This is a genomic window from Rhizobium sophorae (genome assembly GCF_013087515.1).
GTDB lineage: Bacteria > Pseudomonadota > Alphaproteobacteria > Rhizobiales > Rhizobiaceae > Rhizobium > Rhizobium sophorae.
Genome location: NZ_JABFCN010000022.1, coordinates 146,038 through 168,195, shown reverse-complemented (window position 1 = coordinate 168,195; position 22,158 = coordinate 146,038). Strand labels below are relative to the sequence as shown.

Here is a 22,158-nt window from a genome sequence, read left to right as displayed (position 1 = left end):
CAGGGATACACCCATGAACATTCATGAATATCAGGCCAAGGCTCTGCTGAAGGGCTATGGCGCGCCGGTTGCCGAAGGTGTGGCTATTCTCAAGGTTGAAGAAGCCGAGGCTGCCGCCAAGTCGCTTCCCGGTCCGCTTTACGTGGTCAAGAGCCAGATCCATGCCGGCGGCCGCGGCAAGGGCAAGTTCAAGGAGCTCGGCCCTGATGCCAAGGGCGGCGTGCGTCTCGCCAAGTCGATCGACGAAGTCGTCGCCCATGCCAAGGAAATGCTGGGCAACACGCTGGTGACGGCGCAGACCGGCGAAGCCGGCAAGCAGGTCAACCGCCTTTACATCGAAGACGGCGCCGACATCGCTCGCGAGCTCTATTGCTCGCTGCTGGTCGACCGCTCGGTCGGTCGCGTGGCTTTCGTGGTCTCCACCGAAGGCGGCATGGACATCGAAGCTGTCGCCCACGACACGCCTGAGAAGATCCAGACGATCGCCATCGATCCGGAAGCCGGCGTGACGGCTGCCGACGTTGCTGCGATCTCCAAGGCTTTTCAGCTCGAGGGTGCTGCCGCCGAAGACGCCAAGACGCTTTTCCCGATGCTCTACAAGGCCTTCGGCGAGAAGGACATGGCTCTGCTGGAGATCAACCCGCTGATCGTCATGAAGGACGGCCACCTGCGCGTCCTCGATGCAAAGATGTCTTTCGATGGCAATGCGCTCTTCCGTCACGACGACGTCAAAGCGCTGCGCGACGAGACCGAAGAAGACGCCAAGGAGATCGAGGCCTCGAAGTGGGATCTCGCCTATGTCGCGCTCGACGGCAACATCGGCTGCATGGTCAATGGTGCAGGCCTTGCCATGGCGACCATGGACATCATCAAGCTCTACGGCAAGGAGCCGGCTAACTTCTGCGACGTCGGCGGCGGCGCCGGCAAGGAGAAGGTTGCTGCAGCTTTCAAGATCATCACCGCAGACCCCAAGGTCGAAGGCATCCTCGTCAACATCTTCGGCGGCATCATGAAGTGCGACGTCATTGCCGAGGGCGTGATTGCCGCGGTCAAGGAAGTCGGCCTCAAGGTTCCGCTCGTCGTGCGCCTTGAGGGCACCAATGTCGAGCTCGGCAAGAAGATCCTGAACGAGTCGGGTCTGGCGATCACGGCGGCTGACGACTTGGACGATGCGGCCAAGAAGATCGTCGCGGCGATCAACGGCTAATTTTGAGGGATCTGAAAGAATGTCTATTCTCGTCAATAAAGACACCAAGGTCCTCGTTCAGGGGCTGACCGGCAAGACCGGCACGTTCCACACCGAACAGGCGCTTGCTTACTACGGCACGCAGATGGTCGGCGGTATCCATCCGAAGAAGGGTGGCGAAACCTGGACCGGCGCAAAGGGCGAAAGCCTGCCGATCTTTGCAACCGTTGCCGAGGGCAAGGAAAAGACCGGCGCCAACGCGACGGTCATCTACGTTCCGCCGGCAGGAGCCGCTGATGCGATCATCGAAGCGATCGACGCCGAGATCCCGTTCATCACCTGCATCACCGAAGGCATACCGGTCATGGACATGGTGCGGGTCAAGGCTCGTCTCGACCGCTCCAAGTCGCGCCTGCTCGGTCCGAACTGCCCGGGTATCATGACGCCGGAAGAGTGCAAGATCGGCATCATGCCGGGTTCGATCTTCCGCAAGGGTTCGGTCGGTATCGTTTCCCGCTCGGGGACGCTGACCTATGAAGCCGTGTTCCAGACCTCCAATGAAGGTCTCGGCCAGACGACGGCCGTCGGCATCGGCGGCGACCCAGTCAAGGGCACCGAGTTCATCGACGTCCTGGAAATGTTCCTGGCCGATGAAGCCACCCAGTCGATCATCATGATCGGCGAAATCGGTGGTGCGGCTGAAGAAGACGCAGCGCAGTTCCTCAAGGACGAAGCCAAGAAGGGCCGCAAGAAGCCGATGGCCGGCTTCATTGCCGGTCGTACGGCGCCGAAGGGCCGCACCATGGGCCATGCCGGCGCTGTGGTTTCCGGCGGCAAGGGCGATGCGGAATCGAAGATCGCGGCGATGGAATCGGCAGGCATCAAGGTATCGCCCTCTCCGGCCCGCCTCGGCAAGACGCTGGTTGAAGTCCTCAAGGGCTAAGCCACCTATATAGACCGGGCGGAGGAACGGCATCTGCGCCTTCCGCCCGGCCTCGACAACACGAGACAGCAGATGCGCCGCGGACAGGCGGCAATCGGAATGCGACAGCCGGCCGTCAAGCCGGCAAATTCATCAAAGTCAGGAGGCGGACGGAAGCGTCCGCATATCACCATGGCACGGCAAGAAGCCAACGAGCAGTTTCAGATCACCTCGTTTCTGGATGGCGCCAACGCTGCCTATATCGAGCAGCTTTACGCCTGTTATGAAGACGATCCCAATTCGGTCGACGATCAGTGGCGGTCCTTCTTCAAGGCGCTGGAAGACGATCCGAACGATGTGAAGAAGGCGGCCAAGGGCGCTTCCTGGCGCAAGAAGAACTGGCCGCTTCAGGCAAGCGGCGATCTGGTATCGGCTCTCGATGGCGACTGGGGCATCGTCGAGAAGGTGATCGAGACCAAGGTCAAGGCCAAGGCCGAAGCTGAGGGCAAGCCTGCCGACAGCACCGAGGTGTTGCAGGCGACGCGCGATTCCGTGCGCGCCATCATGATGATCCGCGCCTACCGCATGCGCGGCCACCTGCATGCCAAGCTCGACCCGCTCGGCATCGCCGCTCCGGTCGACGACTATCGCGAGCTGTCGGCGGAGAATTACGGCTTCACGGCCGCCGATTACGACCGCAAGATCTTCATCGACAATGTGCTCGGCCTGGAATACGCGACCATCCGCGAGATGATCGAAATCCTCGAGCGAACCTATTGCTCGACGCTCGGCGTCGAATTCATGCATATCTCCAATCCGGAAGAGAAGGCCTGGATCCAGGAACGCATCGAAGGACCGGACAAAGGCGTGGCCTTCACACCGGAAGGCAAGAAGGCGATCTTGGCCAAGCTCGTCGAAGCTGAAGGCTACGAGCAGTTCCTCGACGTCAAGTTCAAGGGCACGAAGCGTTTCGGCCTCGACGGCGGCGAATCGCTGATCCCGGCGCTGGAACAGATCCTCAAGCGCGGCGGCCATCTCGGCCTCAAGGAAGCCGTGTTCGGCATGGCCCATCGCGGCCGCCTGAACGTGCTCTCCCAGGTCATGGGCAAGCCGCACCGGGCGATCTTCCATGAGTTCAAGGGCGGCTCGGCTGCTCCTGACGAAGTCGAGGGCTCGGGTGACGTCAAGTATCATCTCGGCGCTTCCTCCGACCGCGAATTCGACGGCAACAAGATCCACGTTTCGCTGACGGCGAACCCGTCGCATCTCGAAATCGTCGATCCCGTCGTCATGGGCAAGGCCCGCGCCAAGCAGGACATGAATGCCACCGTCTGGGACGGCGACATCATCCCGCTTTCCGAACGCGCCAAAGTGCTGCCGCTGCTGATCCACGGCGACGCGGCCTTTGCCGGCCAGGGTGTCATTGCCGAAATCCTCGGCCTTTCCGGTCTGCGCGGTCACCGCGTCGCCGGCACCATGCATGTGATCATCAACAACCAGATCGGCTTCACGACAAACCCGGCCTTCTCGCGCTCGTCGCCTTATCCGTCCGACGTCGCCAAGATGATCGAGGCGCCGATCCTGCACGTCAACGGCGACGATCCGGAAGCGGTGGTTTATGGGGCGAAGATCGCCACCGAATTCCGCATGAAGTTCCATAAGCCGGTCGTGCTCGACCTGTTCTGCTACCGCCGCTACGGCCACAATGAAGGCGACGAACCGTCCTTCACGCAGCCGAAGATGTACAAGGTGATCCGCGCCCACAAGACCGTGCTGCAGCTCTATGCGGCCCGCCTCATTGCCGAGGGCCTGCTCACCGACGGTGAAGTCGAGAAGATGAAGGCCGACTGGCGCGCCCATCTCGAGCAGGAGTTCGAGGCCGGCCAACACTACAAGCCGAACAAGGCCGACTGGCTGGACGGCGAGTGGTCGGGCCTGCGCACGGCCGACAATGCCGACGAGCAGCGCCGCGGCAAGACCGCCGTGCCGATGAAGACGCTGAAGGAAATCGGCCGCAAGCTCTCTGAGATCCCGGCGGGCTTCAACGCGCACCGCACGATCCAGCGCTTCATGGAAAACCGCGCCAACATGATCGCCACCGGCGAGGGTATCGACTGGGCGATGGCCGAAGCGCTCTCGTTCGGCGCACTCTGCGTCGAAGGCAGCAAGATCCGCCTCTCCGGCCAGGATTGCGAACGCGGCACCTTCTCGCAGCGCCACTCGGTTCTTTACGATCAGGAAACCGAAGAGCGTTACATCCCGCTCGCCAATCTTTCGCCGACGCAGGGGCGCTACGAAGTCATCAATTCGATGCTTTCGGAAGAGGCCGTGCTCGGTTTCGAATATGGCTATTCGCTTGCCCGCCCGAATGCGCTGACGCTCTGGGAAGCCCAGTTCGGCGATTTCGCCAACGGCGCGCAGGTGGTCTTCGACCAGTTCATCTCGTCGGGCGAACGCAAGTGGCTGCGCATGTCGGGGCTCGTCTGCCTGCTGCCGCACGGCTATGAAGGTCAGGGTCCGGAACACTCCTCGGCCCGCCTCGAGCGTTTCCTGCAGCTTTGCGCGGAAGACAACATGCAGGTCGCCAACGTCACGACGCCGGCGAACTACTTCCACATCCTGCGCCGGCAGTTGAAGCGCGACTTCCGCAAGCCGCTGATCCTGATGACGCCGAAGTCGCTGCTGCGCCACAAGCGGGCGGTCTCGACGCTTGCCGAAATGGCCGGAGAGTCCGCCTTCCATCGCCTGCTCTGGGACGATGCCGAGGTGATCAAGGACGGTCCGATCAAGCTGCAGAAGGACAACAAGATCCGCCGCGTCGTCATGTGCTCCGGCAAGGTCTATTACGATCTTCTCGAAGAGCGTGAAAAGCGCGGCATCGACGACATCTATCTCCTGCGTGTCGAACAGCTCTATCCGTTCCCGGCAAAGGCGCTGATCAACGAGCTGTCGCGCTTCCGCAATGCCGAGATGGTCTGGTGCCAGGAAGAGCCGAAGAACATGGGCGCATGGTCGTTCATCGACCCCTTCCTCGAATGGGTGCTCGCCCATATCGACGCGAAGTACCAGCGCGTCCGTTATACCGGCCGTCCGGCCGCCGCCTCGCCGGCGACGGGCCTGATGTCCAAGCATCTGTCGCAGCTCGCCGCATTCCTCGAGGATGCATTGGGCGGTTAAAACAAGGGGGGCGCAATGGCTTATTTCTTTCTGAGACTGCAGCCGCCGCGCCCCACTTTCCCGCATGACGGGACCGGGGAGGAAATGGCGGCGATGAAACGCCATGCCGAATACTGGCATCGGAACGCTCTCGCGGGATCGGCGATCATCGTCGGCCCCGTCTTCGAGGGTGAAGGCGCCTGGGGCATGGCGATCGTCGAGGTCGAGGATCAGGCGGCGGCGCAGGTTCTTGCCGACGGCGATCCGATCATCGCTTCCGGTTTCGGTTTCCGCTTCGATATCCTGCCGATGCCCTCGATCATCTCGCGGCCGCCCGCCGTCTGAAACGCATAAACGAAAACACACGAAATCAGGATCTGAACAATGGCCACAGAAATCCGCGTTCCAACTCTCGGTGAATCCGTCAGCGAGGCAACCGTCGGCACCTGGTTCAAGAAGGTCGGCGACGCCATCAAGGCCGACGAGCCGATTCTCGAGCTTGAGACCGACAAGGTGACCATCGAAGTTCCAGCACCTGCCTCCGGCACGCTTTCGGAAATCGTTGTCGCCGCCGGCGAGACCGTCGGCCTCGGCGCATTGCTCGGCCAGATCGCCGAAGGTGCTGCCGCTGCTGCGGCGCCGGCTGCTGCTGCACCGGCCGCCGCGCCTGCTGCTCCGGCTCCCGCCCAACCGGCCGCTGCTGCTCCGCCCCAGCCGGCGGTTGCCGCTGCTGCTGCGTCGTCATCGAGCGCCTCCGTCTCCACCATGCCGCCGGCACCGGCAGCTTCGAAGATGCTTGCCGAAAACAACCTTTCCGCCGATCAGATCGACGGTAGCGGCAAGCGCGGCCAGGTGCTGAAGGGCGACGTCATCGCCGCCGTCGCCAAGGGCATTTCCGCTCCGGCCGCCGCCCCCGCGGCGACGCCTGCCGCCGCGCGCGGCCCGTCGACGGTCGAGGATGCCTCGCGCGAAGAGCGCGTGAAGATGACGCGCCTGCGCCAGACGATCGCCAAGCGCCTCAAGGATGCGCAGAACACCGCCGCCATGCTGACCACCTATAACGAGGTGGACATGAAGGCGGTCATGGATCTGCGCAACAAGTACAAGGACATTTTCGAGAAGAAGCATGGCGTCAAGCTTGGCTTCATGGGCTTCTTCACCAAGGCGGTGACGCATGCGCTGAAGGAACTGCCGGCCGTCAACGCCGAAATCGACGGCACCGACGTCATCTACAAGAACTACTGCCATGTCGGCATGGCCGTCGGCACGGACAAAGGCCTCGTCGTTCCTGTCATCCGCGACGCCGACCAGATGTCGATCGCCGAAATCGAGAAGGAACTCGGCCGTCTTGCCAAGGCGGCCCGTGATGGCTCGCTCTCCATGGCCGACATGCAGGGCGGCACCTTCACTATCACCAATGGCGGCGTCTACGGTTCGCTGATGTCTTCGCCGATCCTGAACGCACCGCAGTCCGGCATTCTCGGCATGCACAAGATCCAGGAGCGGCCGGTCGCGATCGGCGGCCAGGTGGTCATCCGTCCGATGATGTATCTGGCGCTGTCCTACGATCACCGCATCGTCGACGGCAAGGAAGCGGTCACCTTCCTCGTGCGCGTCAAGGAAAGCCTGGAAGATCCCGAACGTCTGGTTCTCGATCTTTAAGGGAGCGCTTTCGATGCGGAACCGGATCATGCGAGCGGCGCGCCTTCTTCTTTGCGCTGCCGCCGCGCATGTTCCAGTCTCCGCATCTGCCGCCGGTTGGGATATCGGCAAGGCAAGCAGCAATTTCGAGCTGGTGACGCTTGGTGACGCCGAACTCTCCGGCCGGTCGATCGGCGTGATCCACATGGGCAATGTCGAGCTGACCTCGGGACGCATCGTTGCGGCCGATCCGCTCGCCCAGCCCGATCGTCCGGCGCTCGCGAGAACGGTTGCGCCGGGCGACTATCCGGTGACGCTCTACCAGGCCTTCGGGCGCATCGCCGCCGCCAGCATGCGGTTTGCCGAAGGCAAGCCGGATCATTGGGAGCTTGCGGTCCTGCCCGGGCAGGACCCGGCGACGCTGAAGGACGGCGAGATCTTCGGCTATCCCGTCGATGCCGGCCTCGGCTGTTACATGGACGCCGATACGCCTGATCTGATCGGAGAGCGCGAAGAGCAGGTGCAGGCGCAGAAACCGGATTCCGACGTCAACTATTACGACGACGTGCTGGCGTCGGACCTCGATGCCAACAAAGGCATCTATGCGCTGCACCGGCCGGTCGCCGGCCGACGAGGCAATGTCGCGGTGTTCTGGAGCGGCTGGGGCGACGGTTTCTATCCGGTTTTCTGGGGGCTCGACAGGGATGGCCGCGCGTTGGTGCTGCTGACGGATTTCAGCGTTGTCGAGAATGCCGACGGACGGAAGGAGCCGAAGCTGCAATGAGCGGAAGGAGCGGGATCACGACGAGACGGACAGGCGTGGCTGCAATCGCAGCCGCCGCGTTTTTCGTTGTGCCGGCCTCCACCTTCGGTGCCGAATGCAAGCAGGAGCAGGCTGTCTACGCCGATCGCGACGGTGCCTATGAATTGCGTTTTGCACCGCTGAATTCTCCATCGGCTGCCGCCAGCAACCAGTTCAAGGTCAGCGCACTCAGGACACCCGTCGTGATGGACGGTTATGTCATGCCGTCGGAAGATCCGGTGCGCGCCATCGGCATCCTGATGTTCAACTGCCCCGAAGGCGACGCTACCGGCGCCGATCTTGATGCCTGCACGGTCTGGCAGGGCGCCGTCTATGGCATGGATGCCGAGGGCGAGATGGACAACCTGCAGCCCGAAGGGGCTGCGGCGGCCGAAAAACTCGTTCTCCCCGGCCTTGGTCCCGCCATTCGCGAATCCAGCGCCTGGGGCGAGGGCAAGGCTACGGTGGCACCCTGGGACGTGCTGACATTTAAGGAGTGTGCGACATGAGCGATGCACCTGTTGTTCTCGTTACCGGCGGAAGCCGGGGTATCGGCGCTGCGGCCGCGCGGCTCGCCGCACGTCAGGGCTGGCGTGTTGCGGTGAATTACGCCGCCAACCGCCAAGCCGCGGATGCCGTCGTGGCTTCGATCACTGAGGCCGGCGGCGAGGCCGTGGCGATCCAGGGCGATGTCGGCAATGCTGCGGATATCGTCTCGATGTTTACGGCAGTGGACCGGCATTTCGGCCGGCTCGACGGGCTCGTCAACAATGCCGGCATCGTCGACTATCCCCAGCGCGTCGACGAGATGTCGGTAGAGCGGATCGAGCGCATGCTGCGCGTCAATGTGACTGGCTCGATACTCTGCGCCGCGGAGGCGATACGTCGCATGTCGAGCCGGCATGGCGGGAAGGGTGGGGCGATCGTCAACATCTCGTCGATGGCGGCGATTCTCGGTTCCGCGACGCAGTATGTCGATTATGCCGCTTCGAAGGCAGCGATCGACACCTTCACTGTCGGGCTGGCGCGTGAGGTCGCTGCCGAGGGCATTCGCGTGAATGCGATACGGCCCGGCGTCATCGAAACCGACCTGCATGCCTCCGGCGGTTTGCCGGATCGCCCGCGCGAGTTGGCGCCGTCGATCCCGATGCAGCGCGCCGGCACGCCCGAGGAGGTGGCGGATGCGATCCTCTATCTTCTGTCACCTTCGGCTTCCTATGTAACCGGCGCGATCCTCAATGTGAGCGGCGGCCGCTAGACCGACAGGTGAAAACAACATGCGGTATGTTCTCGAATTCCTCGGCCTGATGTCGCGCGCGGCCAATTAAACGAAAAATCCAAAGGGAAAGAAGCAATGTCCTACGATGTGATCATTATCGGAACCGGCCCGGGCGGCTATGTTTGCGCTGTGAAGGCAGCCCAGCTTGGCCTCAAGGTTGCCGTCGTCGAAAGGCGGGCGACCTATGGCGGCACCTGCCTGAACGTCGGCTGCATTCCGTCGAAGGCGTTGCTGCATGCCTCCGAAATGTTCCATCAGGCCGGCCACGGGATGAGCGCGCTCGGCATCGACGTGCCGGCGCCGACGCTCAATCTCGGCAATATGATGGCCCACAAGGATGCGACGGTGAAGTCGAATGTCGACGGCGTCGCCTTCCTCTTCAAGAAGAACAAGATCGATGCCTTCCAGGGCATCGGCAAGATCGTCTCGGCCGGCAAGGTCTCCGTCACCGCCGATGACGGCAAGGTGCAGGAGATCGAAGGCAAGAATATCGTCATCGCCACCGGCTCCGACGTCGCCGGCATTCCCGGCGTGCAGGTCGAGATCGACGAAAAGACCATCATCTCATCCACCGGCGCCATAGCACTGGAGAAGGTGCCGGAAACGCTGATCGTCGTCGGCGGCGGCGTCATCGGGCTCGAGCTCGGTTCCGTCTGGTCGCGCCTCGGCGCCAAAGTCACCGTCGTCGAATATCTCGACACCATCCTTGGCGGTATGGACGGCGAAGTCTCCAAGCAATTCCAGCGCATGCTCGCCAAGCAGGGCATTAATTTCAATCTCAGCGCCAAGGTCACCGGCGTCGAAAAGGCCGACACGGGCGCCAAGGTCACCTTCGAGCCGGTCAAGGGCGGCGACAAGGTGACGCTCGACGCCGAGGTCGTGCTGATTGCCACCGGCCGCAAGCCCTATACGGCGGGTCTTGGCCTCGAAGAGGCCGGTGTTACGCTCGACAATCGCGGCCGTGTCGAGATCGACGGCCACTACAAGACCAATGTCGACGGCATCTATGCGATCGGCGATGTGGTCAAGGGTCCAATGCTGGCGCACAAGGCGGAAGACGAGGGCGTGGCGCTTGCCGAAATCCTCGCCGGGCAGCATGGCCATGTGAACTACGAGGTCATCCCGAGCGTCGTCTACACCCAGCCGGAAATCGCTTCCGTCGGCAAGACCGAGGAAGAGCTGAAGGCGGCAGGCGTCGCCTATAAGGTCGGCAAGTTCCCCTTCACGGCGAACGGCCGCGCGCGTGCGATGCTGGCGACCGACGGCTTCGTCAAGATCCTTGCCGACAAGGAAACCGACCGGGTGCTCGGCGGCCATATCGTCGGCTTCGGCGCGGGCGAGATGATCCACGAGATCGCCGTACTGATGGAGTTCGGCGGTTCGTCGGAAGATCTCGGCCGTACCTGCCACGCGCATCCCACCATGTCGGAAGCGGTGAAAGAGGCCGCGCTCGCGACCTTCTTCAAGCCGATCCATATGTAATCTTACATATTCGTAACAAAGCATACAGCCGCTTGCCGGAAGGCAGGCGGCTGTTTTAGTTGTTGCGTATCGTAGAATTCAGCATCCGCGAAGGTCCAGAAAATGCAGCAGCCGTCCATCGAGGGTTACAGCCTGAACCAGCGTTTTCTTCACTGGACCGTGGCGCTGCTGATCTTCTTCAACCTGCTGTTTCCCGGCGGTATGAATATCTGGCATCGTCTGATGCGCAGAGGCCAGGTACCGACGCCGGAACAGATTTCGTCGGCGAATATCCATGCCTATGTTGGCATCGCCATCCTGCTGCTTGCCGTCCTCAGGCTCGGGCTGCGTTTTACCAAGGGCGTTCCGGACGAGGTCGCACAGGAGCCGGCGATCTTCCGTCTTGCAGCGAGGCTTGCTCATGCCGGCCTCTACATCCTGATCTTCGCGATGCCGCTTTCAGGCGTCGCCGCCTACTATTTCGGTATCGATCCCGCCGGTTCGTTCCACGCGGATGTCCTGAAGATCATTCTCTGGGCGCTGATCGCGGCGCATGTCGCCGGCGCCCTCGTCCATCAGTTCTATTGGAAAAGCAATGTTCTGCGCCGCATGACGCTCGGCTGACCGGCGGATTCAGTTCACCGCGGTGACGGTGAAGCCCTGCTGGCGCAGCAGTTCGATGACGCCATCCTTGCCGGGCAGGTGCAGGGCGCCGACGGCCATGAAGACGTTGCCGCCGTCGAGAATGGGGGCGGCGCGCTCGGCCATCACCTTATTGCGGTCAAGGATGACGCGCTGCTCGAAGGCGGTATAATCGCTGTTTTCGCCTTCCTCCTCCGGTGTCACGGTTTTCAGCATCGGCATGGTCATGCCGATGTCGCCGGAGAGGTAGAGGTCGGTCATCGTCTCGACGACGTCGCTCATCTTGTCGCCGAGCTCCAGCGTCTGGATCAGCGATTTCAGATGGAATTCGATCGGCAGATCGGCCATGGCCTGGATCTGCTCGGCAAGGGTTTCCAGCCCCTTGACCTGCTTGCCTTCGGCAATCGCATCGGTGGCGATCTTCTGGTCGAGGAACTGCGCGCCTTTTGCCTTGCGGGCGATTTCGCAGGCCGGCAGGGCGACGGCGCTCGAAATCATCCAAGGCCGCATCCTGGAAACGGCGCTGATCGGGATACCGCGCTGCTTGAGGCCGGTTTCGAGACGCGTGTAATCCTCGGGAGAAAGCAGCTTGTCGATCGTCGTGCCGTCGGTGAACATCGTCAGCTCCGGCTTTGCGAGCAGGGCGGCGGTCGCCTTCCGCTCATCGAGGATCTCGTCGGATTCGATGATGATCGTGTCGGCGGCGTCGTGGGCGGCCTGGGCGCGCGGTGGCAGGGCGAGCACGCGCGGATCGGTGACATGCATGCTGCCGAGCAGCCACGAGGGTGCAAGTCCGGGCTTTTCGATCTTCCAGAAGATGCCCTGGCCGTTTGGTGTGGCGTCGGCTTCCTTCAGCGCCTCTGCGTAGCGGGCGGGGTCGTTCTGCTGCAACTCGACCATCAGGTTGCGGCCGGTGCAGGCGACGTCTTCGGCCGCCGCCGGCCTTGCCGTCAGGAAGGCGGCAAACAGGGCAGCGAGAAGCAGCATGTGAAAGGCTGCAATCAGCCAGAGCAACAGATTGGCCGGCACTGCGAGGTAAGACGTCCGGCGGCCGATTGATGTCGTCATGATGGGTGTTCCGATCACATACTCTATAGGCTTCATGCTCTACGCCCGGCTTGCGCATATTCCTTTAAGAGAATGCCTTAACGGAAGCTTAAAGCGCCTCTCATCAAATTGGAGTCATGCGAGGCGCTTTAAGCCCTATGGTTTATGCATGCTGTTGTCCCAAAACCGCTGCGCACTTTTGGGCGACATGCATTACGCGCGCGGATGCGCCCGATCATACACCTCGAGCAGCCGCGATGCATCGACGCCGGTATAGACCTGTGTTGTGGAAAGGCTGGCATGGCCGAGCAATTCCTGGATGGTGCGCAGATCACCGCCACCGGCAAGCAGATGGGTGGCGAAGGAGTGGCGCAGTGCATGGGGTGTCGCCGTCTCCGGCAGGCCGAAGGCGCTGCGCATCTTCTGCATCGTGCGCTGGATGATTGCCGCCTGCAGCTTGCCGCCGCGGGCGCCGCGAAACAGCGGTTCTCCGTTTTCGAGATGATATGGGCAGAGCGCTCGGTATTTCTCGACCGCGTCGAAGACCACAGACAGCAGCGGCACCAGCCGCGTCTTGTTGCCCTTGCCGGTGATGCGCAGCGTCGTCGCGCCCTTCTGCAGGGCGGCGGGAGTAAGATCCAGCGCTTCGGAGATGCGCAGGCCGCAGCCGTAGAGCAGCGTCATGACAGCGGCGTCGCGCGCCGCAATCCAGGGTTCATCATGGAGCTGGGCGTCGTCGCTGACGACGGTGATCGCCTGGGTGTCGGACAGCGGCTTGGGCAGTGATTTCGGCTGTTTCGGCGAGCGCACCGCGCCGGCGCCTGCGGCGTTGACCAGGCCCTTCTTTTCGAGATGGCGCAGCAGCGAACGAAGACCGGCGAGATTGCGGCCGAGCGATCGGGCACCGGACCCCTGCTTGCGCCGGGCCGCCAGGAAGGCGCGGAAATCAGCGGAGCGCAACTCCCTGATATCGCCAAGCGTCACCGGGCCGGCGAGATGGCCGGTCAGAAAGGTCAGAAACTGGCGGGTATCGCGCTCGTAAGCGTCGAGCGTGTGCTCGGAAAGACGGCGCTCACTGGCGAGGTTGTCGAGCCACGCGGCCCGTTCCGCCATCAGGCGCTGATCGGCGATAACAAGCAGTTCGTTCACGTTGCTGGCCTTGATTTTGCCTTCAAGTCCGCCAATTTGGAGCAGGAACAGTTATGGAATTGCTAATGCCGGCCAAGCCTTTGTCATCCTTCGATCATATTCTACTGCGATAGCTTATTCCCCATAGACAGGATCTTTCATGGCACGGCGCGATTCCATGACGGCTTTCGGACAGCTCGCGGAAGCGATCGCTCTCGTTTCACAGGGAAAGCCCGGTCATATCGTCGATACGCTGATTGCCGAACGCGGCCAGAGGATCGTGAAAAATCCGCTCTGGCCGGTCATGCGGCCATTTCTCTATACGCTGCTGCGCTACAACAAAGCGCTCGAATTCGCCAATGCGGTCGCCAAAATGCCGGGCTTCCAATCGTTCGAATATCTGAGCGACGTGCTGAAGCTCGACATCGGCATCACCCATGGTGAACGCATTCCTGATACCGGCGGCTTCATCCTCGTCAGCAACCATCCGACCGGCATTGCCGACGGCGTTGCCGTGTTCGATCTTTTGAAAACGCGCCGGCCGGACATGATGTTCTTTGCCAATCGCGATGCCATCCGCGTCAATCCGCGGTTTGCTGAGATGATCATTCCCGTAGAATGGCGGGAGGAGCACAAGAGCAAGCTGAAAGCGCGCGAGACGCTGCAACTGACGAACCATGCGGTGAAGGAAGGCAAGGCGACAGTGCTTTTTCCCTCAGGCCGCATCGCCTATTGGGCGAATGGCCGGCTGAATGAACGCCCATGGAAGACCTCGGCCGTCGGGTTGGCGCGCAAATATAATCTGCCGATCCTTCCCGTCCATATGACGGCACGCAATTCCGGCCTGTTCTACTGGATGGCGAAGTGGTCGACCGAGCTTCGCGACATGACCGTGTTCCACGAACTGCTGAACAAACGCGGCGACCGCTTCGATTTCGTCATCGGCAATCTCATTCCGGCCGAACAGCTGGACGGCGATCTCAACGAGGTGACGAAGGCGCTGGAGAAACATACGGTGCACGACATGGCCAGGGATGGCGACGCGAGTTTCGTGCCGGCCGGCCTGCCGGTTGCGGCGACGCGCAGCGAGATTCCGGTTCCTGCCATCTAACTACCGGCATTGCCATGACAATCGATATTCGCAGGCTCCGCGATCGGTTGCCGCGGGAGATCGCAGATCTCGAAAGGGAGGCCCGGCGGGAAGGCTATCGCCATGTCGCCCGCCTTATCGACGAATGGTCGATCGGCGATAACAGGTTCGAACATCACGGCGAAAGGCTGCTTGGCGCCTATGTCGATGACGCCATCGTCGGCATCGGCGGCATGACCGTCGAATCAGCCATATCAGGGGCGTTACGGATGCGGCGTTTCTATATTCGTCCCGCAATGCGCAGGCGCGGCATCGGCCGGATGCTTGCCCTAGCTCTGCTCGACCACGCGCGTTCCTGCTGCAGCATCGTCACCGTTCATGCGGGCAACAATGGTGCGGCAAGATTCCGGGAGTCGCTCGGGTTTCAGCCCCACGGACGAGATGGACATACGCATCTGCTCGAGCTGCAGCGCCACAGCGATGATCCAGCGGCTTCGGATTTGCGCCAGTGCATCACGCCCCGATCTCCTTGAGGCGGATGGCTTGGCGCGCCAGCAAGCGCTCGACATCGGCAATATCGAGTGCCGAGAGCTTGGCGCCCGGCTTGCGCAGGGTGGCGGACTTGATTACGCCGCGCTTGGCAAGCACATATTTGCGCGACGCAAGACCGATGCCCTGCTGCTGTTCGTAGCGGGCGAGCGGCAGATAGGCATCGAAGATCACATGGGCGCGATCGGGATTTCCGGCTGCATAGGCCTCGACGACGCCGACCATCATCTCGGGATAACAAAAGCCGGTCATAGCGCCATCGGCGCCGCGGCCCATCTCTTCGGGCAGGAAAAGCCCGCCATTGCCGCAGAGGATCGAGATGCGCCGCATGGCGCCCTTGTCGCTGGCGGCACGAAGTGCCGAGATCTTCGACAGACCCGGCCAATCCTCATGTTTGAGCATGACGCAGTTCGGCACCTCGTTGACGATGCGCTCGATGACCTTGGGCGCGATCGTCACGTTGGTGGTGAGCGGATAATCCTGCAGCACGAAGGGCGTATCGCCCAGGGCCTCGCCGACCGACTGGTAGAAGGCGAAAGCCTGATCGTCGGTCTTGACGGTCCAGGGCGGCGCGACCATGACGCCGGCGGCACCTTCACCCATGACGGCTTCGGCGAGTTCGCTCATCGGCGCAAGCCCCGGCGCCGAAACGCCGACGACGACGGGAAGGCGCCCGTCGAGGCGCCTCAGCACCCGTTCGACCACTGTCCGCGACTCCTCGGCGGTCAGCTTCGGAGCCTCGCCGAGCTGACCAAGCGCCGTCAGGCCGGTGACGCCGGCACCCTCGTAGAAATCGACCATGCTGTCGATACTGGCGAGATCGAGCGCGCCGTCATCGGTGAACGGGGTTACGGCGATCACATAGACGCCCTTGGCATCTTCAGTCAGTCTGGCCATTCGTGCTCTCCAATTCAGCGGCCGAAGAACAGCGCTTCGGCATTTCGAACAAAAATCTTTTCAGCAATCGCGGGGTCGTCGATGGCGGCCTGCATGGTCTCTACCAGCTCAGTGTCATCGGGCATGCCGTCCCACAATTCGGTGTGCGGCCAATCACTGCCCCAGAGCAGCCTTTCTGCATGGCTGGCGGCAAGAGCGCAGGCGACCTCGGCAAAACCGTCGCAATTCACATCCTTCGTCAGACGATAGGGCGCGGTGACTTTGACGTAGGCCTCGGCTCCGTCCATCAGTCTTTTCAGCGCATCGACATGCGATGATCTCGTCTCTCTGGCAAGCGGAATGAAGCCGAGATGATCGATGACGATGGGCAGGCGGATGCCGGACAACGTTGCCGCAATATCGGGAAGTTGTTCGGGATTGATCTGCAACTGCAGCGACCAGCCGAGGGGGACAATGCTTTCCGCCAGTGTCCTGGCGGCGGCGAGTGGGAGGCCGCCCTTGTTGCGCGTATTGATCCGCACGCCGCGCACGCCGAGCCGGTCGAGCCGCTCTATCTCGGTTTCTGCGGTTTCGGGATCGATGACGACGATGCCGCGCAGACGATCTGGATAGGCGGCCAGCGCATCGAGCAGCACCCTATTGTCGAGGCCATAGACGCTTGGCTGCACCAATATGCCCTTGGCGATGCCAAGGCTGCCGGAGAATTCGATCCAGTCGGAAATCGTCGCGATGTCTGGCGTGTAGCTGCGTGGGGTGTTGAGCGGAGCGCCGGCGCGAAAGACGTGGAAATGCGTATCGACCGTGCCCTGCGGCAGTGCCGCCCGCGGCAGTCGCGTCAGCGGCCGGCGGGGCAGGCAAAGCGGTGCCTCCATATCAGCGGCGCTCATCGCGCGTCGAGCTCCTCGCTTTGCAGGAAATCGAAGTCGGCGCCTTCGTCGGCCTGGAGCACGCGCTCTTGATAGAGCTTCGCATAACCGCGCGACGGCGCAGGGGAAGGCCGATTGACGACATCAATCATGCGGCGATCGAATTCCGCCTGGTCGATATCGAGGTCGATACGCCGGCCCTCGACGTCGAGGCGAATGCGATCGCCGGTGCGTACGATGGCCAGAGGGCCGCCATCGGCAGCCTCAGGCGCGATATGGAGGATGATCGTGCCGAAGGCCGTGCCGCTCATGCGGGCATCGGAAATTCGCACCATGTCCTTCACGCCCAGCCGCGCAAGCTTGCGGGGGATGGGTAGGTAGCCGGCTTCCGGCATGCCCGGCGCACCCTTTGGTCCGGCATTGCGCAGAACCAAAACGTCATCGGCATGGACGTCGAGATCGTCGCTGTCGATGCGCTGCGTCATATCCTCGACCGAATCGAAGACGACGGCGCGTCCGATATGCTGCAGCAGATCCTTGGAGGCAGCCGATTGTTTGATGACGGCGCCGCGCGGCGCAAGATTGCCGTGCAGGACGGCGATCGTTCCGATCGGCTTCAACGGTTTCTCGACGGTGCGTATGATGGTCTGGCCCGGCTCGTCGACGACATCGTCGATGATTTCGCCGATCGTTCTGCCGTAGACCGTCGCGGCGCTGCCGTCGATTTCATGGCGCACCGCCTTCAACAAAGCCGGGACGCCGCCCGCCTCGTGGAACTGCTCCATATAATGCTGGCCGGAGGGCTGCAGGTCGACGAGCAGGGGAATGCTTCGGCCCAGCCGGTCGAGTTCGGCCATGTCGAGGCGCAGGCCGAGGCGGCCGGTGATTGCGGCAAGATGGACGACGGCATTGGTCGAGCCGCCCATCGCCTGCAGCGCGACGAGACCGTTGCGGATTGTCTGCGGCGTCAGGATATCGCGCACCGTCGGGGCAGCCTCATCCATGGCGAGACGCGCGGCGACACGCCCCGTCTCCTCGGCAAGGCGAACCCGTTCGGATTCGACGGCGGGCGCCGAACCGGCGCGAGGGAGGCAGAGGCCCATGACTTCGGTCAGGTTCGCCATGGTGCTCGCCGTGCCCATCACCGTGCAGGTGCCGATCGAGCTGGCCAGCTTGTTGTTGACCTCGGCGATCTCGGCCTCGTCGATCTCTCCGGCGCGGAAGCGTCCCCAGAAACGGCGACAATCCGTGCAGGCGCCAAGCCGTTCACCCTGGTGGTGGCCGACGGCCATCGGACCGGTCGGCAGGAAGATCGCCGGTATCTCGCTGCTGGCAGCTGCCATGATCTGGGCCGGCAGGGTCTTGTCGCAGCCGCCGATCAGGACGACGGCATCCATCGGCTGGGCGCGGATCATCTCTTCCGTTTCCATCGCCATCAAGTTGCGCAGATACATCGAGGTCGGCGAGGCAAAGCTCTCGTGGATCGAGATCGTCGGAAACACCATGGGCATCGCACCCGCCAGCATCACGCCGCGCTTGGTTGCCTCGATGAGTTGCGGCACATTGCCGTGACAGGGATTGAAATCGCTGTAGGTATTGGCGATGCCGACGATCGGACGGTCGAGCGCATCGTCCGAATAACCCATGGCCTTGATGAATGCTTTGCGCAGGAAAAGGGAGAATCCCTGATCGCCATAACTCGTCAGCTTGCGGCGAAGACCGTTCGACAAACCTGTTCCTCCCTCGCCAAATTGATCCATGGCCGTGGCGTCAGGGTAGAGGGATACGGAGGATTGTCAATAAATAAGATGGCGCCACTGTATCGTATTTTTGGATTTCGTCGGTAATCACCATAAAATACAATGGGAATCTCGAGATTCGTGCTTTCGTTTAACAATCAACCGATTGGCTTTTGCGGAGAAGCAGGATAGATTATTGATAAAATGGGATTGAATACAGAGGAAGCGCGATGATGGGAACGGAACGACGGCGTATCGGCATTGTCGGTGCCGGCTGGGTCAGTGCCTACCATCTGCCCGCATGGATGCGGCAATCGGAAAGAGCCGAGGTCGTGGCGATTGCCGACCCGTCGCCGAGCGCCATCGAAGCCCGGCTTGCCGCCTTCGATATTGCGCGCAACTATGCCAGCGTGCAGGCGATGCTGGATGCCGAGCAGCTCGATGCCGTTGATATTTGCGCGCCGCGGGAATTCCATGTCGAACTGGTCCGGCTGGCGGCAGCAAAAGGGCTCGACATCATCTGCCAGAAGCCGCTCGCACCCTCCTGCGGCGAGGCGGTCGAGTTGCTGGAAGGCCTTTCCGGCAGGGGCAGGCTGATGGTCCATGAGAACTGGCGGTTCCGCGCCTATTATCGACGGCTGAAGGCGTGGCTCGACGAGGGGCTTGCCGGCGAGATCCGCCAGGTGCAGTTCGAATTCCTGTCCAGCGGCATGATCGCGGATGCGGAGGGAAGAAGGCCGGCGCTGATACGCCAGCCGTTCTTTCGGACGCAGGAGCGGCTGCTGGTCATGGAAGTCATGATCCATCATCTCGATACGCTGAGATATCTTCTGGGCGAGATGGAGGTGGTCAGTGCGCGGCTTGAGAGGAGTAATCGCGATATCGTCGCTGAGGATGTCGCCAGCGTCGTCCTGCGCCGGACGAGCGACGGCGTTCTCGTCACCGCAAATGCCAATCTCGCCGTGCATGGCGCGCCGCCGGCGCCGCGCGATCACCTACGCATCTTCGGTACGCGCGGCACGCTCGAACTTAACGGCAATCTGCTCTCGGCTGAGGGTGCGCAGCAGCGCCGGGAGAGCTTCGATCCCGACGAGACCTACCAGGGCGCCTATGACGCGACCATTTCGCATTTCCTCGACAGCCTCGACGGAAAGGTGGCGATGGAGACATCGCCGGGCGATAACATCAAAACGCTTGCTCTCGTCGAAGATATCTATCGCTTGAGCCGGTTCGACCCGGAACGCAATCCACTGTAACATGGCCCGCCGCCGTCAGAGGAGATGACATTGCAGACGCTCAACGAAAGCCGCGAAGACGGTATCGAGCATGATGATCTCAGCATTGCCCGCGCGCTGGAGGAGGATATCATTTTCGGGCGGCTTGCGCCCGGAACCCGTCTGACCGAAGACGCGCTCCTTGCCCGCTTTCATGTCACGCGCCATTTCGCCCGGCAGGCGATCGTGCAGCTCGAGACGATGGGCATCGTCGTTCGGGAGCGCAACAAGGGGGCGACGGTCCGTTCGCTGACTGCTCGCCAGGTTCAGGAAATCTACGATGTGCGTGAGTTGCTGCAACGGCAGGCAGCGCTGTGGATAAAGCTGCCGGCACCCGAGGCATTGATCGAGGAACTGCTGGCGCTGCACGAGGAGCATGGCAGACACATCGAATCCGGCTATCTCAGGGGAGTGCACGAGGCCAATGACAAATTTCACCTGACGCTCTTCGGCGCCTGCGGCAATGCCCATCTGGTGCAATCGATCGAGCTCTATATGCGGCTCAGCCTGCCGGTTCGCGCCAATTCAATGTCGAGCAAGGAATCGTTGCGCATCTCGCATGAGCACCACCGGTTGATGATCGAGATGTTGCGCGGTGGGGATAACTGGGTGCTCGCCCAGCTCTGCGTCGACCATCTGCAGCCGAGCAAGAAACGTTATCTCGCCTATGTCAGCGAGAATTGACCGTGTCACGTGAAGGGAGCGCAAACTTTCGATCGCGCTCCCTCGCCTACCGGCTCACCAATCAAGGCGCAGGAGAGACACGCCCTGACGCGGTAGGGAGACCTTGAGGGCGACCCTGCCGTCATCGACCTTGACCGACGCCTCACCGTCGATCTCGGCGAGCTTTCCCGAGGCTTCCAGTCTGGCATAGTCTTCGCCGGCCGGATTCTGCGGTTTGCCCATCGCCTTCCAGACGCCAAAGGCGTTGGAATGCTCCTCGTCCATCCTGAAATGCTTGAGCGAGGCGGACTTGTCGCCCCAGCCGTCGAGATTGACCGTGATATTGGCGGTCGGCCCGGCTTCATCATCGTCGTGGTAGTGCCAGACGAGAATGGAAATGCCCTTGTCGTCACGGGTTGCCACGACGTTGATATCGGGCTTGCCGCGCACGCCATGGCTCATGATATCTTCGATGTCCCGGCGATAATCGCTTTCCGATTCCAGCCATTCGCCGCCGAGTTTGCCGAGCATGCGGAAGCCGTTGAGAACAGCCTTGTCGACGCCGTTGGTGGCAAGATCGCGGAAGCCGTCGAAATAGGGCTGGTCATCGAAGAGGAACGCCCAGGTGACCGCGCCTTCGATGTGGATGTTGGCGCGTCGTGCAAGCTCATAGGTGCGGATCATGCTCTCGACGACATAGACGCCGTAGAGCGGGCCGTTGCGATAACCGTTCTGGGGATGGACGCGTGCGGAGCAGGCCGCACAGCCTTCTGGATCGGATTCGCCGATCACCACGGGCAGGTGGCGGAGTTCCGGAAACTCGTTGATGATGGCAAGGTTCGTCTCGATGTCGCGGAGCTGTTTGTGCAGGCCCATCCGCACGTGACCCTCGTAGATCACAGGATTGCCCTTGGCGTGGAAGGCGAGGAAATCGATCGGCGACTTGTTGTCGACCACGTGCTTGAGGAAGGCGCGCAGGAAGGTCTGGGCCTTTTCGTTGGCAAAGGCGCCGCAGGTATGCGGACCGCCGACGCGGGCCTTCGGAAGCGCGCGTTTCAAGGCCTTGGCGCTGACGTCATACATTTCGCAAAACTGCGGGATGGTGCCTGTCCAATAGTGACCGTCCGGCTCGTTCCACACTTCCCACGGCCAGCTGGAAACGACGTCTTCGCCATATCTTTCGGCAAGATGGCGCGCCCATGCTTCGATCAGGTCGCCCCATTTCTTCAGGTCGTTTGGCGGGGCCGTCCAACCCGTGGTGATCGTTGCGTATTTGTCGGCCGGCTCCCATTGGTGGCGATAAGGACCGCCGAAATCGGAGAGCGCTTCGGGCGTGAAGCCGATCTGGATGAGCGGGATGTTGCCGGCCTCGACATAGGTGTCGAAGATCTTGTCGATGATTGTCCAGTCGTAGACCGGATTACCGCTCGCATCCTCGGTATAGGCATTGGTCGAACCCCATTTGAGGGCAGGCAGGCCATCGCCGCTGGTCAGAAGATTGTGCGCGCGGATGCGCGGCGGCTCCGGGCTGAGCTCTGTCAGTTCCTTGAGCAGCTTCCTGCCATGCGGTGAGTAAGTGTAGTTCGGCTCGTCGTATCCGAACCAGTTCCACAAGGGTTCGTATTTGCCGGTCGGCCGGTTGGCGTGAACGGAGATTGTCACGTCATAGGGGCTGCTCATCCTGGTGTCCTCTTGAACGGTCATGCAAAAGCCTCCTCCCGAAAGCAGCTGACCTGTCTGGTGATCAAGTACGGCCTCTTGGGAGGGCGCCGTGCTCGCCGCAAAAGCTAAGCCAAACACTCACTTTGTCAATAAT

General features: G+C 61.9%; 20 protein-coding genes. 14 read left to right on the top strand and 6 right to left on the bottom strand.

What is annotated here, in order from left to right; translation table 11 throughout:
• Positions 1-13 precede the first annotated feature (13 nt).
• The 10 genes from sucC to G9X64_RS13665 all read left to right on the top strand — a co-directional run bounded on the left by sucC (position 14) and on the right by G9X64_RS13665 (position 11,071).
• The gene (gene sucC, locus G9X64_RS13710) at positions 14-1,207 is read left to right on the top strand and encodes an ADP-forming succinate--CoA ligase subunit beta (protein ID WP_168314797.1); all 1,194 of its coding nucleotides are present in this window, start codon (positions 14-16) and stop codon (positions 1,205-1,207) included.
• Between the two features lie 19 nt (positions 1,208-1,226).
• A complete protein-coding gene (sucD, locus tag G9X64_RS13705) occupies positions 1,227-2,129 on the top strand; it encodes a succinate--CoA ligase subunit alpha (RefSeq protein WP_065281498.1) in 903 nt (300 codons plus the stop codon).
• 171 nt (positions 2,130-2,300) lie between these two features.
• The gene (locus G9X64_RS13700; protein WP_168310268.1) at positions 2,301-5,285 is read left to right on the top strand and encodes a 2-oxoglutarate dehydrogenase E1 component; all 2,985 of its coding nucleotides are present in this window, start codon (positions 2,301-2,303) and stop codon (positions 5,283-5,285) included.
• A gap of 15 nt (positions 5,286-5,300) precedes the next feature.
• Positions 5,301-5,609 (top strand): YciI family protein, encoded by a 309-nt coding sequence (locus G9X64_RS13695; protein ID WP_011653809.1) that lies wholly within the window; start codon positions 5,301-5,303, stop codon positions 5,607-5,609.
• A gap of 39 nt (positions 5,610-5,648) precedes the next feature.
• On the top strand, positions 5,649-6,926 hold the full coding sequence (odhB, locus tag G9X64_RS13690; protein ID WP_168314795.1) for a 2-oxoglutarate dehydrogenase complex dihydrolipoyllysine-residue succinyltransferase: 1,278 nt from the start codon (positions 5,649-5,651) through the stop codon (positions 6,924-6,926).
• A gap of 13 nt (positions 6,927-6,939) precedes the next feature.
• Entirely contained in the window at positions 6,940-7,689 is a 750-nt protein-coding gene (locus G9X64_RS13685) for a DUF4241 domain-containing protein (RefSeq protein WP_168310270.1), read from the top strand.
• Positions 7,686-8,216 carry a hypothetical protein gene (locus G9X64_RS13680; protein ID WP_171376708.1) on the top strand — a complete coding sequence of 177 codons (531 nt, stop codon included), beginning with the start codon at positions 7,686-7,688 and terminating at the stop codon, positions 8,214-8,216. Before G9X64_RS13685 ends, G9X64_RS13680 begins: the two co-directional genes overlap by 4 nt.
• The gene (locus G9X64_RS13675; protein ID WP_168310272.1) at positions 8,213-8,965 is read left to right on the top strand and encodes an SDR family oxidoreductase; all 753 of its coding nucleotides are present in this window, start codon (positions 8,213-8,215) and stop codon (positions 8,963-8,965) included. Before G9X64_RS13680 ends, G9X64_RS13675 begins: the two co-directional genes overlap by 4 nt.
• Positions 8,966-9,061: 96 nt before the next feature.
• Positions 9,062-10,468, top strand: coding sequence for a dihydrolipoyl dehydrogenase (lpdA, locus tag G9X64_RS13670; protein WP_168310273.1), 1,407 nt, complete (start codon positions 9,062-9,064; stop codon positions 10,466-10,468).
• Positions 10,469-10,570: 102 nt separating this feature from the next.
• Entirely contained in the window at positions 10,571-11,071 is a 501-nt protein-coding gene (locus tag G9X64_RS13665; RefSeq protein ID WP_168314793.1) for a cytochrome b, read from the top strand.
• A 9-nt stretch (positions 11,072-11,080) separates the two neighbouring features.
• Here the strand turns inward: G9X64_RS13665 and G9X64_RS13660 are convergent, their stop codons facing one another.
• Both G9X64_RS13660 and G9X64_RS13655 read right to left on the bottom strand, forming a co-directional pair.
• Positions 11,081-12,157, bottom strand: coding sequence for a TraB/GumN family protein (locus tag G9X64_RS13660; RefSeq protein ID WP_168314792.1), 1,077 nt, complete (start codon positions 12,155-12,157; stop codon positions 11,081-11,083).
• Between the two features lie 192 nt (positions 12,158-12,349).
• Positions 12,350-13,285 (bottom strand): tyrosine recombinase XerC, encoded by a 936-nt coding sequence (locus G9X64_RS13655; RefSeq protein ID WP_168310276.1) that lies wholly within the window; start codon positions 13,283-13,285, stop codon positions 12,350-12,352.
• 139 nt (positions 13,286-13,424) lie between these two features.
• Between G9X64_RS13655 and G9X64_RS13650 the strand changes: the two genes are divergently transcribed.
• Together G9X64_RS13650 and G9X64_RS13645 are read left to right on the top strand one after the other, a co-directional pair.
• Positions 13,425-14,375, top strand: a complete 951-nt coding sequence (locus G9X64_RS13650) for a lysophospholipid acyltransferase family protein (protein WP_171376707.1) — start codon at positions 13,425-13,427, stop codon at positions 14,373-14,375.
• A gap of 14 nt (positions 14,376-14,389) precedes the next feature.
• Positions 14,390-14,887, top strand: a complete 498-nt coding sequence (locus G9X64_RS13645; protein ID WP_168314790.1) for a GNAT family N-acetyltransferase — start codon at positions 14,390-14,392, stop codon at positions 14,885-14,887.
• Here the strand turns inward: G9X64_RS13645 and G9X64_RS13640 are convergent.
• Genes G9X64_RS13640 through G9X64_RS13630 form a run of 3 tightly spaced genes read right to left on the bottom strand, consistent with a single transcriptional unit; the run spans position 14,868 to position 18,396 of the window.
• Positions 14,868-15,800, bottom strand: coding sequence for a dihydrodipicolinate synthase family protein (locus tag G9X64_RS13640; RefSeq protein ID WP_171376706.1), 933 nt, complete (start codon positions 15,798-15,800; stop codon positions 14,868-14,870). The two genes, G9X64_RS13645 and G9X64_RS13640, sit on opposite strands and share 20 nt — an antisense overlap.
• Before the next feature lie 14 nt (positions 15,801-15,814).
• Positions 15,815-16,687 (bottom strand): amidohydrolase family protein, encoded by an 873-nt coding sequence (locus G9X64_RS13635; RefSeq protein WP_168314788.1) that lies wholly within the window; start codon positions 16,685-16,687, stop codon positions 15,815-15,817.
• Positions 16,684-18,396 (bottom strand): IlvD/Edd family dehydratase, encoded by a 1,713-nt coding sequence (locus tag G9X64_RS13630; RefSeq protein ID WP_168314787.1) that lies wholly within the window; start codon positions 18,394-18,396, stop codon positions 16,684-16,686. Before G9X64_RS13630 ends, G9X64_RS13635 begins: the two co-directional genes overlap by 4 nt.
• A gap of 239 nt (positions 18,397-18,635) precedes the next feature.
• On the opposite strand from G9X64_RS13630, the gene G9X64_RS13625 reads away from it, so the two are divergent.
• Both G9X64_RS13625 and G9X64_RS13620 read left to right on the top strand, forming a co-directional pair.
• Positions 18,636-19,661, top strand: coding sequence for a Gfo/Idh/MocA family protein (locus tag G9X64_RS13625; protein ID WP_168310282.1), 1,026 nt, complete (start codon positions 18,636-18,638; stop codon positions 19,659-19,661).
• A 30-nt stretch (positions 19,662-19,691) separates the two neighbouring features.
• A complete protein-coding gene (locus G9X64_RS13620; protein WP_168310283.1) occupies positions 19,692-20,363 on the top strand; it encodes a GntR family transcriptional regulator in 672 nt (223 codons plus the stop codon).
• A 54-nt stretch (positions 20,364-20,417) separates the two neighbouring features.
• On the opposite strand, the gene G9X64_RS13615 is transcribed toward G9X64_RS13620, so the two are convergent.
• Positions 20,418-22,046, bottom strand: coding sequence for a GH39 family glycosyl hydrolase (locus G9X64_RS13615; protein ID WP_168314786.1), 1,629 nt, complete (start codon positions 22,044-22,046; stop codon positions 20,418-20,420).
• Positions 22,047-22,158 lie beyond the last annotated feature (112 nt).